Source organism: Pseudomonas sp. EGD-AK9 (assembly GCF_000465935.2).
GTDB lineage: Bacteria > Pseudomonadota > Gammaproteobacteria > Pseudomonadales > Pseudomonadaceae > Aquipseudomonas.
The window spans coordinates 1-11,550 of sequence record NZ_AVOF01000048.1 but is presented as its reverse complement, the minus strand read 5'-3'; the positions used below and the strand labels follow the sequence as shown (position 1 = coordinate 11,550).

Here is an 11,550-nt window from a genome sequence, read left to right as displayed (position 1 = left end):
GCCGACGCGGCAGTCGTCGCCCAGGCCGCGCGCACGGCCGGCGAGTTGCGCCGGCGCGATCTGCTGCCGGCGATCCGTGCCCATCGCCTGCAGGCCGACGAAAACGCGCGCTTCTGGGCCAACTGGGCCACGGTGCAGATGGGCGACGAGGAGGCGCTGCTGCCGCTGCGCCAGTTCGCCGAACAACCGGGTCCGCTGCAGCAGCGCGCCTTGCCGGTGCTACTGGCCTGGCAGCCCAGAGAAACCAGCGTCGCCTGGATTCGTCAGTTGATGCCGCAAGCGCAGCAGCGCCGCATGGTCATCCAGGCGGTCGGCCTGCTGGGCGATCCGCTAAGCCTTCCCTGGCTGACCCAGCAGATGCAGGAGGTGCCGCAGGCCCGGGTCGCCGGCGAGGCCTTCAGCCTCATCACTGGAGCAGACCTGGCGTTGCTCGATCTGGAGCTGCGCGACACCCCCGAGCACGACGCCGGCCCCAACGACGATCCGGCGGATGCCAACGTGGCCATGGACGAGGACGAGAACCTGCCCTGGCCCGATCCGGCGTTGGTCGAGGCCTGGTGGCAAGGGGAGAAAGGCACGTACCAGAATGGCCAGGGCTATTTCCTCGGCCAACCGGTAAGCGAGCAGGGCTATCGCCTGGCCCTATCCACGGCACAGCAGCGCCAACGCAGGGTCGCGGCCTATGGCCTGGCGCGTTTTCGCCCGACCGAGGCGTTGTTCCCGGTCGCCGCGCCCGCCTGGCGGCAGCGGGCCTTGCTCAAGACATGAACGTGAAACAACCGCTCCTGGCGGTGCACCCTAGGCGGCCGGATAACGGCTGACTTCGATCAGATTGCCGTCCGGGTCGCGGAAGTACACCGACTCGATGGGCCCGACGGCGCCGGTGCGCGCCACCGGCCCCTCCTCCACCTCGACGCCCTGCGCTGCCAGATGACTGAGGATGCGCTCCAGCGGCCAGGTGCTGATCAGGCACAGGTCGATGGCACCCGGCGTCGGCCTGGCGGCCTTGGGCTCGAACTCGCGGCCGGCCCGGTGCAGGTTGAATTTCTGTTGGCCGAAGACCAGCGCATTGCGCCCGGCGCCGAAGCGCTCGTGGCGCATGCCCAGCACGCGTTCGTAAAAGGCGACGGTGGCGTCGATATCGGCCACGGTCAGCACCAGGTGATCCAGTCGCTCGATCATGTTTAATGCCTGTCCAGCAGATGAAAACGCGGCAGCCCCAGGTGCCAGTGGATCGCCGCCAGGCGCGCGCCCAGCACCACCAGCATGGCGGCGCTGGTATCCAGCCAGTGCGGCGTGTCCAGCGCGCGCAGGCCGATAAAGGTCAGCGCGCCGGCGATGCAGGCGGTGGCGTAGATTTCCTTCTGGAAGATCAGCGGGATCTCGTTGCACAGCACGTCGCGGATCACCCCGCCGACCACGCCGGTCATCACCCCCATGATCACCGCGGTGCTGATCGGCGTGCCGTGCTGCAGCGCCAGTTCGGTGCCGTACACGGTGAACACCGCTAGGCCGAAGGCGTCGGCGATCAGCAGGCCCTTCTCATGGATCGGTCGGGTCATGCGTACCCAGACCACCGTGCCCAGCGCCGCCAGCGACGCCACCAGGATATAGGTGTCGTCGCGTATCCAGCTGACCGGGTGATTGTCCAGAATCAGGTCGCGCAGGGTGCCGCCGCCCAGGGCGGTGACGATGGCCATGACCAGCACGCCGAACAGGTCCATGGATTTGCGCCCGGCCATCAGCGCGCCGGTGATGGCGAACACCGCCACGCCGAACAGGTCGGCGAAGTAGAACAGCTCCTGCATAATCGCCTCAGCGACTGACTGGCGTACGCAAAGTGACGAACTCCTCGGCGGCGCTCGGGTGCACGCCGATGGTCTCGTCGAATATCTGCTTGGTGGCGCCGGCCTTGAGCGCGATGGCCAGGCCCTGGACGATCTCGCCCGCCTCCGGGCCGACCATGTGGCAGCCCAGTACGCGGTCGTTGTCGGCATCGACCACCAGCTTCATCAGGGTGCGCTCCTGGCATTCGGTGAGGGTCAGCTTCATCGGCCGGAAGCGGCTCTCGAAGATCTGCACGCGGTGCCCCGCTTCGACCGCCTGTTCCTCGCTCAGGCCGACGGTGCCGATATTCGGCAGGCTGAACACCGCGGTGGGGATCATCCGGTAGTCCAGCGGGCGGTACTGCTCCGGCTTGAACAGGCGGCGCGCCACGGCCATGCCTTCGGCCAGCGCCACCGGGGTCAGCTGCACGCGGCCGATCACGTCGCCGATGGCGAGGATCGACGGCGTGCTGGTCTGGAACTGCTCGTCCACTTCGATATGGCCGCGCTCGTCCAGCTTCACCTCGACGTTTTCCAGGCCCAGGTTGTCCAGCATCGGCCGGCGGCCGGTGGCGTAGAACACGCAGTCGGCCTGCAGCACGCGGCCGTCCTTGAGGGTGGCGTTGAGGCTGCCGTCGGTTTGCCGTTCGATGCGCTCGATGTCGGCGTTGAACTGCAGGTCGATACCTTTCTTGCTCAGCTCCTCCTTCAGGTGCCGACGCACCGCGCCGTCGAAGCCGCGCAGGAACAGATCGCCGCGGTACAGCTGGGTGACCTGGGCGCCCAGGCCATGGAAGATCGAGGCAAATTCCACGGCGATATAGCCGCCGCCCACCACCAGCACGCGCTTGGGCAGGGTTTCCAGGAAGAACGCCTCGTTGGAGCTGATGGCATGCTCGCGCCCGGGAATGTCGGGGATCTGCGGCCAGCCGCCGGTGGCGATGAGGATGCGTTCGGCGCTGTGGCGCTGACCGTTCACCTCGACGCTATGGGCGTCGAGAATCCGCGCGTGACCTTCGAACAGGCTCACCCCGCTACTCTCCAGCAGGTTGCGGTAGATGCCGTTGAGGCGCTGGATCTCGCGGTTCTTGTTGGCGATCAGGGTCGCCCAGTCGAAGTTCGCCTCGCCCAGCGACCAGCCGAAACCGCCGGCCTGCTCGAAATCTTCGGAAAAATGCGCGCCGTAGACCAGCAGCTTTTTCGGCACGCAGCCGACGTTGACGCAGGTGCCGCCCAGGTAGCGGCTCTCGGCCACGGCCACGCGGGCCCCAAAACCGGCGGCGAAGCGCGCCGCGCGGACGCCGCCGGAACCGGCGCCGATAACGAACAGGTCGAAGTCGTAACTCATCTGCGGCCTCCTTGGACAGGACGCCAGCATACCGGAAAGGCAAAGACTAAGCTGACTGCCAAGGAGGAAAGCCGCCATGCGTCCGACCCTGACCCACCTGGCGCTGCACGTGCCCGACCTGGACGCCTGCATCGCCTTCTACCAACGCTACTGCGCCATGCAGGTGATCCACCAGCGCCCCGGCAAGGGCACGCGCATCGTCTGGATGGCCGAGCCGGGCAAGGAGCATCAGTTCATCTTCGTCATCATGCCCGGCGGCCAGGATCGCCGGCTGGCCAGCGACGACTACAGCCATTTCGGCTTCGCCCTGGCCAGCCGCGAGGAGGTCGACCGCGTCGCGGCCATGGCCGCGGAAGACGGCTGCCTGATCTGGCCGCCACGCGACGAGCCCTACCCGGTCGGCTACTACTGCGGCCTGCGCGACCCGGCCGGCAACTACGTGGAGTTCAGCTACGGCCAGCCGCTGGGGCCGGGGTCGGAGCGGATGCCCATCCCCTGAAACGCAAGACGCCACCCGAAGGTGGCGTCCTGTGTTGCGCAGGCCTGGTGCGCACGGCGCACCCTACGGGGGCCCCGGTTGCCGAAGCTCAGTAGGCCTTGCCGGTCTTGTACAGGTTCTCGAAGCAGAAGTTGGTCGCCTCGATATAGCCTTCGGCGCTGCCGCAGTCGAAGCGCTGGCCCTTGAACTTGTACGCCATCACGCAGCCCTGCTGGGCCTGGCGCATCAGCGCGTCGGTGATCTGGATCTCGCCGCCTTTGCCCGGCGGGGTGTCGCGGATCAGATCGAAGATGTCCGGGGTGAGGATGTAGCGGCCGATGATCGCCAGGTTCGACGGCGCGTCCTCGGGCTTGGGCTTCTCCACCATGTTGCTGACCCGGTAGATGTCGTCGCGGATCATCTCGCCGGCGATCACCCCATACTTGTGGGTCTCGTCCCGCGGCACCTCCTGGATGGCGACGATGGAACAGCGGAACTGCTTGTACAGCTTGACCATCTGGGTCAGCACGCTGTCGCCTTCCAGGTTCAGGCACAGGTCGTCGGCCAACACCACGGCGAAGGGTTCGTCACCGATCAGCGGCTGGCCGCAGAGGATGGCGTGCCCCAGGCCCTTCATCTCCACCTGGCGGGTGTAGGCGAAGCTGCACTCGTCGATCAGGCGGCGGATGCCGACCAGGTATTTTTCCTTGTCGGTGTCGCGAATCTGGTGCTCCAGCTCGTAGCTAACGTCGAAATGGTCCTCCAGCGCGCGCTTGCCGCGGCCGGTGACCATGGCGATCTCGGTGAGGCCAGCGGACAGCGCCTCTTCGACGCCGTACTGGATCAGCGGCTTGTTCACCACCGGCAACATTTCCTTGGGCATGGCCTTGGTCGCGGGCAAGAAGCGGGTGCCGTAACCGGCGGCGGGGAACAGGCATTTCTTGATCATGGGACTCCCGGATGGCGTGTGGAATGCGCCGCCAGTCTATCAAGCTGCGCTGGCCTTACAACCGCCCAGCGCCGGCCGGCCTATGCCGCGATAGAGGAAACCCAGCTCGGCGAGCTGCGCCGCATCGTAGATATTGCGCCCGTCGAACAGCACCGGCATGCGCATCGCGGCGCGGATGCGCAGAAAGTCCGGCTGGCGGAACTGCTTCCACTCGGTCACCAGCACCAGGGCGTCGGCGCCCTCGCTGACCACATAGGGCGAATCGCTGAGCAGCAACTGGCCCTTGGCCAAGTACTCGGCGTAGCGCGACGCCAGCGCCGGGGTCGCCACCGGATCGCAGGCCTGTACCCGCGCGCCCGCCGTCAGCAGCGCGTCGAGCAGCACCAGGCTGGGCGCCTCGCGCAGATCGTCGGTGCCGGGTTTGAACGCCAGCCCCCACAGCGCCACCACCCTGCCCTGCAGATGGCCGTTGAAGTGCTCGCGCAGGGCCTGGAACAGCAGGGTCTTCTGCAGCGCATTGCGCGCCTCCACCGCCCGCAGGATGCCCGGCTCGAAACCCTCCAGCTCGGCGGTGCGGATCAGCGCGCGCACGTCCTTGGGAAAGCAGGAGCCGCCGTAGCCGCAACCGGCGTAGATGAAGTGGGTGCCGATGCGCTTGTCGCTGCCGATGCCGCGGCGCACCTCCTCGATGTCCACCCCCAGGCGCGCGCAGATGCCGGCCATCTCGTTGATGAAGGAAATCTTGGTGGCGAGGAAGGCATTGGCCGCGTACTTGCTGAACTCCGCGGCGCGCACGCCCATGCACAGCAGGCGGTCGTGGTTGCGCAGAAACGGCGCGTAGAGCCGGCGCAGCAGCTCCCGGCCGCGCTCGTCGTCGCAGCCGACTATGACCCGGTCGGGGCGCATGAAGTCCTCGACCGCCGAACCTTCCTTGAGAAACTCCGGGTTGCTCGCCAGCATGACCCGGGCACGCAGGCCACGCCGCGCCAGGGCGGCGTTGATGCGCTGGGCGACGCGCTCGGCGGTGCCCACCGGCACGGTGGACTTGTCCACCACCAGGCAGCCGTGCTCGAGTTGTTCGCCCAGCTCATCCGCCACCGCCAGCACATGGGACAGATCGGCCGAACCGTCCTCGCCGCTGGGCGTGCCCACAGCGATGAAGACCACCTCGGCGCGGCGAATGCCGGCCTTGAGCTGTGCGGTGAAACTGAGTTGGCCGCTGGCCAGTTGCGCCTTGAGCATCGCCTCGAGGCCGGGCTCGTAGATCGGCACCTCGCCGCGGGCGAGCCGCGCCACCCGCAGGGGATCGCGCTCGACGCAGATCACCCGGTTGCCCATCTCGGCAAAGCAGGTCGCCGTCACCAGCCCAACGTAGCCAGCCCCAATTACGCATATCTGCATCGCTGCATCCTCTCGACGGGTTGCAGCGATTGCAGCGGATGGCGGTGGCAGCGGTATGACCGTCAGGTGACCGGGCCATGACAGTCGGCGCAAGGTCGTCCCTCAGTCGTCATCCCACTCCTTGCATTTCACCTCTTTCTTGTACTCGTCGCGCTTGGCGTCGATCTTCACCCGGCAGGCACCGTCGCGGAACTCCTCCTTCCATTCGCCGCGCGGCCAGCTTCGCCCGTGGCCGTCCGGGCATTTGATTTCCAGCAGGTAATCGCCCCGGTCGAACTCCTCTTTGACGCGGCACGGCCCGTCCCGGTAGCGGTTTTCCCATTTGTCATGACCATCGTGACGGTGTTCGGCACTGGCCTGGCTGGCCAATAGCGCCGCCCAGCAGAACGGCAGAACACCGCGCGAAATGAACCGACAGAGCATCATGCAACCTCGCCAATCAACCTCCTCCGCGACGGCGGAGGCACCGGATACCTCTCAGACAGCGGCGCCAGGCTATTTGCTCGCGGCTTGTTCGTTGCTTTTACGCCGGCTCGCTGCCCCCCGCCGCTCTCCTGGGAATTCGTACGTTTGCGAAACTGCCCCGGGACGATGTCGAACATCTCGCGCAAGCGCCGCTGAAAATGCGAGGAGGTCACCAAGCCGCCGGCAATGGCGACTTCGCGCAGGGATTTGAGGGTGGATGGCCGAGTGGCGGTCGGCGGCGTTAGAGGGCTGCCCTGCTTTTCGCCAACTGCAACAACGCCGCCCAACGACTGCCAGCGGGCAGCGCGTCGGGCGGCGTGGGTAGCCCGTGGTTCAGCTGCGGCAGTCCTGGATCAGGCCTTTGACCAGGCCGACCATCATCAGCAGCATCAAGGCCATGAACGGCAAGCCCATCGCCACTGCGCCGGCCTGAATGCCCTTGAGCGCGGTGTCGCCGCCGACCACGAACAGGGTGACGGTGACCAGGGCAATCATCACCAGCCAGAGCACCCGCTGCAGCGGCAGGGTATCGGGATCTCCGCCGGCGGCGAGGTTATCGACCACCAGGGCGCCGGAGTCGACCGAGGTGACCATGAAGATAACCAGCAAGGCCACGACCAGCAGCGAGGCAAGACCGCCCAGCGGCAGCACTTCGAGGAACTGGAAGATGGCCATGTTGACGTCGGTCAGGCCCGCCGCCAGCGCCCCGCTGCCGTCGACGACCTGGGCGATGGCGCCGCCGCCGAAGGCGGCGAACCAGAGCACGGCGACCAGGGTCGGTGCCAGCATCACCATGCCCACCATCTGCCGCAGGGTGCGGCCTTTGGACACGCGCGCGACGAAGATGCCAACCAGCGGGCCCCAGGTGCACCACCAGGCCCAGTAGAACACCGTCCAGCCCTGGAACCAGTCCTGATCCGGGCGTTCGACCCAGTTGCTCAGCGGCAGGAAGAAGCGGCCGTAATCCAGCGCGGCCGTCAGGGCGCCGAAGAAGAACTCCAGCACGCCGATACCGACCACCACCAGCAGGAACAGCCCCAGGGCCAGTAGCATGTTGATATTGCTCAGCAGCTTGACCCCGGCATCCAGCCCGCGCCACAGGGAAATCGCGGCGATGCCGGTCACGGTAGCGATAAACAGCAGCTGGAAGGTGAAGTTGTTGGGCACGCCCAGCACATGGGAAATGCCGGCGGTGGCCTGCATGGCGCCGAGGCCCAGCGAAGTGGCCAGGCCGAAGACGGTCAGCACCACGGTGAACACATCGACCAACTGCCCCGGCAGCCCCTTGTGCGCCTTGCCGATCAAGGGCTGCAGGCCGGAGCTCAGCGACAGCGGCAGGCCCTTGTTGTAGGAGAAGTAGCCGACCACCAGGGCGCTGGTCAGATAGATGGCCCAAGGGTGGAACCCCCAGTGAAACAGGGTGGCGCCCATCGCCGCGTGCTGCGCCTCCGGCGTGTTGGCCGTGACATCCAGCGGCGTCTTCCACCAGGCGGTGTACTGCGCCACGGGTTCGGCCACGCCCCAGTACAGCAGGCCGACACCCATGCCGGCAGCGAACATCATGGAGAACCAGGACAGCGTGCTGAACTCCGGCTTGGCCTCGCGCCCGCCCAGGCGCACCTTGCCCAGGGGCGAGAGCGCCAGGCCCGCGCAAAACAGCACGGCCAGGTTGCCCATGATGATGATGAACCAGTCGCAGTTCTTGAGAATCCAGCCCTTGACGCTCTCCAGTGTCTGGCCGAAGAGCACCGGGTTACTCAGCGCCAGCAGAACCAGCAGCAGGACTATTGAGAACGAGACTGGAAAGATAACCCGATGGAAGTTCAGGCCCAGCACTCGAATATTGAACTCTCGACTGACCAGGCCTTGCGCAGCTATAGGCTTCATGCACGCACCTCGATATTGTTCTTGTAATAAGTTGTTCTACCGAACCCAACCCAGGCACCGAGGTTCCTGGTTCTGGACGTTCTGCAGATGCTCAATGGTCAGTCAGGGGTATGTCCTCGACAAACCATTTAAACTCCGCGACTTATGAGTTTTGGTCATTAATCCGGGCGTGCGCGGCGCCTGCCCTTAACGCCGGGAGAGTCCGACGCCAGCGGCTCCGTTGCCGGCATGGCCGCGTCCGCGCCGCTTCGCTATGAGACTCGATGGCTCATGGACCGGAGTGGCCGGGGTCGCCTGTCAGATCGGGCGCAGGCGTCAGCGGCCCTGCACCGGGCGGCTCGATCACCGCCGCCAGAGTCGCACAGGCGATGCCGTTGGGGGTGGCCTGATGATGCAACGGCGCATCGTCCTGCAGGTGCTCGCCAGTCATGCGCCCCTGCCCCACCGCCAGCGCCAGCACGGCGGCGCTGACGGCGAAGAACAGATAGAGGCTGGAGGCGCCGAAATGCCCCATCAGCGCACCGGCCAGCAGCGGGCCGATACAGGCGCCGACGCCGAAGGTGGCCAGCAATAGCCCCGCCAGCGAAACCCGCAGGCGTGGCTCCATGTTGTCGTTGGCCAAGGCGACGCCCAGTGGATACAGGCAGAACTGCAGAAAGCCGATGCAGGCGCTGAACAACAGCAGCACACCGAACGACAACCCCTGATAGAACGCCAGCGGCAGGCAGGTAAGCATCAGCAACGCCGCCACCGCGCGAATCAGGCTGGCCCGCGGCAGTCGGTCCGACAGCCAGCCGAGCGGCAGTTGCGCGAGCAGGCCGGCAGCGATCGCCAGGGCCATGAACTGCCCCACTTCGACCGTGCCCAGGCCCTGCCGGCTGGCGTAGATCGACGACAATCCATAGAAGCCGCCATTGATCATGCCCGATACCAGCACGGTGATCAGCGACTGCGGCACCCGCTGCAGGAACAGCCGCAGATCGACCGGTTCCGCACTCGGTATGGCCGGGTGCGTGCTACGGGTCAGCGCCATCGGCACCTGGCTCAGGGCGAAGGCGATGACCACGCCGAGCAGCGCGTGCAGGCCCAGGTCGCCGTCGATACTCAGCGCCAGCTGGCCGAGCATCATGCCGACGTAGGCCGAGACCATGTAGATGCCCAGCACCTTACCGCGCTGATCGCTCTGTGCGCAGTCGTTGAGCCAGCTCTCCACCACCATCAGCTGACACATCATCGCCACGCCGACCAGCAGGCGCAGCAACAGCCAGAGGGGCAATCCTTCACTGAAGGCGTGGGTCAGCACCGCCGCGCAGATGATGCCGGAGCAGGCCACGTAGGTGCGGATATGGCCGACGCGACCGATCAGCACCTGGCCGACCTTGCCGCCGACCACCATGCCCAGGGCATTGGCCGCCATCAGCGCGCCGCCCCAGAAATCGGCGACACCGCCGGCGGTCAAGCGCAGCGCCAGATAGGTCATCAGCAGGGTCGAGCCGAGCTGCATCAGCAGACTGGCCAGATACAGTGCAGCGAACGCCTGGGTCAGTCCGAGCAATTGCTCACCCCTTTTTCACGGATAACAACTGCGCCTGAGCCGGGCGCGCAGCAAAGCGGGACCATCTGCAACGCTCCCCTGGCTAGGCCAGACCGTGGCGCTGCTTCCAGTCGCCCGGATGGACCACGTAACCGAACAGCGCATGCCCGCCGTAGACCAGCTCGGTGCCCTCGGGAATCCACAGCAGCTGGCCCGGCCCGACCCGGTACAGCTGGCCGTTGGCCTTGAGTTCAAAGCAGCCCTGGATGACGAAGATCACCTCGTCGTACAGCAGGGTCCAGGCCACCTCGGCACCCTCCCAGCGGGCGAAACCTATGCCGATGTGCGGCGAGACCTCGTTGCCGATCGCCCGCGCCACGAAGGCGGCGCCGGGCGGGCCGCCGCGCGGGATGAAGTCCAGGTCATGGTGATCGACCAGCAGCACCGGGCCTTTGTCGGAAACGACCTGGCTCATAGCTCGCTCCGACTGTTCCAGGCCGCCAGGCGAATGCGCGAGCGCACGCCGAGGCCGAGGAAGGGTTCCGGCGGGTTCAGCGACGGCATGCCGGTGACCGCCTGGATGTCGCGCAGCTGCGCCGAATCGGCGCCCACCGCCAGGTCGGCCAGCAGAGTGCCGGAGATGGTGCCCCAGGCCGCGCCGACGCCGTTGTCGCAGGCCGAGGCGAACACGCCTGGCTCCAGCTCGCCGAAGAAGTTGGTGAAGTTGCGTGAAATGGCGTAGACGCCGCCCCAGGTGTGGCTGAACGGCACCTCGGCCAGCTGCGGGAAGCGCGCTAGGAAAGCCTTGCGATGGTCATTGCGCACCGACTCGCGCATGGCGTCGCTGGTGCTCTTGCCGTACTTGGGCACGTGCTTGTAGGTGTTGCGGATGATCAGGCGGCGGTCCTGGGTCATGCGCACCGTGGTGCCGGCGTGATCGGCCGGGGTCAGCCCCCAGTCGAGCTGGCCGCCATAAACGGCCAGTTCGGCGTCACTCAGCGGCCGGGTCCAGCTGGCGAAGGTCATCACCGGCAGCAGGCGGTTGCGCAGGTAGCCGAACTCCTGGGTGAAGATGCTGGTGCCCAGCAGCAGCCGCGGGGTGCGGATGCTGCCGGTGCTGCCGTGGAGAATCCAGCCGCCCTGGCCATCGCGCTGCAGGCGCTGGATCGGTGACTCCTCGAGCAGCTCGACATTGCCGGGCAGCGAGCGACCCAGGCCGCCGACCAGCGCCGCCGGCTGCATCAGATAGCACCCCGGGGTGTAGATCGCCCCGCTGTAGTGCTGACTGCCCAGGACCTTGGCCAGTTCGCCGCGCTCGACCCACGCGAAGGGCTCGCCGAGATCCTGCATCAGGCGCTCGAAATGCTGCAGATAGGCCACGCCGCGCGGCCCCACCGCGCCCTGGTACTTGCCGGCGTGGGACCACTGGCAGTCGATCCCGTGACGCTGGATCAGCCCCTGCAACTGGGCGATGGCGGCGCGGTTGAGGCCGAGCAGGCGCTGCTTGTGCGCCGGATCAGGGTGTTCCAGGGCGAACTTGTGCGGCAGGTCGATGACGAAGCCGGAGTTGCGCCCCGAGGCGCCGTAGCCGACGCGCTGGGCATCGACCAGCAGGATGCGCGCCTCGGGATGGTGCTCGGCCAGGCGCCGGGCGGCGGCCAG

Annotated in this window: 12 protein-coding genes; 2 read left to right on the top strand and 10 right to left on the bottom strand. The window is 66.8% G+C overall.

Annotated elements, in window-relative coordinates:
* Window positions 1-768 (top strand): TIGR02270 family protein (locus N878_RS02645; protein WP_021442136.1); only part of this gene is annotated, 768 nt, incomplete at its 5' end.
* A 30-nt stretch (window positions 769-798) separates the two neighbouring features.
* Here the strand turns inward: N878_RS02645 and N878_RS02640 are convergent.
* Genes N878_RS02640 through gorA form a run of 3 tightly spaced genes read right to left on the bottom strand, consistent with a single transcriptional unit; the run spans window position 799 to window position 3,174 of the window.
* A complete protein-coding gene (locus N878_RS02640) occupies window positions 799-1,182 on the bottom strand; it encodes a VOC family protein (RefSeq protein ID WP_021442135.1) in 384 nt (127 codons plus the stop codon).
* 2 nt (window positions 1,183-1,184) lie between these two features.
* Entirely contained in the window at window positions 1,185-1,808 is a 624-nt protein-coding gene (locus tag N878_RS02635) for a trimeric intracellular cation channel family protein (RefSeq protein ID WP_021442134.1), read from the bottom strand.
* A gap of 7 nt (window positions 1,809-1,815) precedes the next feature.
* Window positions 1,816-3,174, bottom strand: a complete 1,359-nt coding sequence (gorA, locus tag N878_RS02630) for a glutathione-disulfide reductase (RefSeq protein WP_021442133.1) — start codon at window positions 3,172-3,174, stop codon at window positions 1,816-1,818.
* Between the two features lie 76 nt (window positions 3,175-3,250).
* Between gorA and N878_RS02625 the strand changes: the two genes are divergently transcribed.
* Complete coding sequence (locus N878_RS02625; protein WP_021442132.1) at window positions 3,251-3,673, top strand: VOC family protein; 423 nt, start codon at window positions 3,251-3,253, stop codon at window positions 3,671-3,673.
* A gap of 88 nt (window positions 3,674-3,761) precedes the next feature.
* Here the strand turns inward: N878_RS02625 and galU are convergent, their stop codons facing one another.
* From galU to N878_RS02590, 7 genes are all read right to left on the bottom strand, one after another.
* Entirely contained in the window at window positions 3,762-4,601 is an 840-nt protein-coding gene (gene galU / locus N878_RS02620; RefSeq protein WP_021442131.1) for a UTP--glucose-1-phosphate uridylyltransferase GalU, read from the bottom strand.
* A 39-nt stretch (window positions 4,602-4,640) separates the two neighbouring features.
* Window positions 4,641-6,002, bottom strand: coding sequence for a UDP-glucose/GDP-mannose dehydrogenase family protein (locus tag N878_RS02615; RefSeq protein WP_031302650.1), 1,362 nt, complete (start codon window positions 6,000-6,002; stop codon window positions 4,641-4,643).
* A 102-nt stretch (window positions 6,003-6,104) separates the two neighbouring features.
* On the bottom strand, window positions 6,105-6,428 hold the full coding sequence (locus N878_RS02610; RefSeq protein ID WP_021442129.1) for a hypothetical protein: 324 nt from the start codon (window positions 6,426-6,428) through the stop codon (window positions 6,105-6,107).
* A gap of 372 nt (window positions 6,429-6,800) precedes the next feature.
* Window positions 6,801-8,354, bottom strand: a complete 1,554-nt coding sequence (locus N878_RS02605; protein ID WP_031302648.1) for a BCCT family transporter — start codon at window positions 8,352-8,354, stop codon at window positions 6,801-6,803.
* A 268-nt stretch (window positions 8,355-8,622) separates the two neighbouring features.
* Window positions 8,623-9,900 (bottom strand): MFS transporter, encoded by a 1,278-nt coding sequence (locus N878_RS02600; RefSeq protein WP_256217931.1) that lies wholly within the window; start codon window positions 9,898-9,900, stop codon window positions 8,623-8,625.
* A 91-nt stretch (window positions 9,901-9,991) separates the two neighbouring features.
* Window positions 9,992-10,363 (bottom strand): ethanolamine utilization protein EutQ, encoded by a 372-nt coding sequence (locus N878_RS02595; protein WP_021442126.1) that lies wholly within the window; start codon window positions 10,361-10,363, stop codon window positions 9,992-9,994.
* Window positions 10,360-11,550 (bottom strand): FAD-binding oxidoreductase (locus N878_RS02590; protein ID WP_021442125.1); only part of this gene is annotated, 1,191 nt, incomplete at its 5' end. The genes N878_RS02590 and N878_RS02595, both read right to left, overlap by 4 nt.

Excerpts from the sequence above, each read along its gene's own strand:
- N878_RS02605 (WP_031302648.1), bottom strand. The coding sequence starts at position 8,354 with ATGAAGCCTATAGCTGCGCAAGGCCTGGTCAGTCGAGAGTTCAATATT.
- gorA (WP_021442133.1), bottom strand. The coding sequence starts at position 3,174 with ATGAGTTACGACTTCGACCTGTTCGTTATCGGCGCCGGTTCCGGCGGC.
- galU (WP_021442131.1), bottom strand. The coding sequence starts at position 4,601 with ATGATCAAGAAATGCCTGTTCCCCGCCGCCGGTTACGGCACCCGCTTC.
- N878_RS02640 (WP_021442135.1), bottom strand. The coding sequence starts at position 1,182 with ATGATCGAGCGACTGGATCACCTGGTGCTGACCGTGGCCGATATCGAC.
- N878_RS02595 (WP_021442126.1), bottom strand. The coding sequence starts at position 10,363 with ATGAGCCAGGTCGTTTCCGACAAAGGCCCGGTGCTGCTGGTCGATCAC.
- N878_RS02610 (WP_021442129.1), bottom strand. The coding sequence starts at position 6,428 with ATGATGCTCTGTCGGTTCATTTCGCGCGGTGTTCTGCCGTTCTGCTGG.
- N878_RS02635 (WP_021442134.1), bottom strand. The coding sequence starts at position 1,808 with ATGCAGGAGCTGTTCTACTTCGCCGACCTGTTCGGCGTGGCGGTGTTC.
- N878_RS02615 (WP_031302650.1), bottom strand. The coding sequence starts at position 6,002 with ATGCAGATATGCGTAATTGGGGCTGGCTACGTTGGGCTGGTGACGGCG.
- N878_RS02625 (WP_021442132.1), top strand. The coding sequence starts at position 3,251 with ATGCGTCCGACCCTGACCCACCTGGCGCTGCACGTGCCCGACCTGGAC.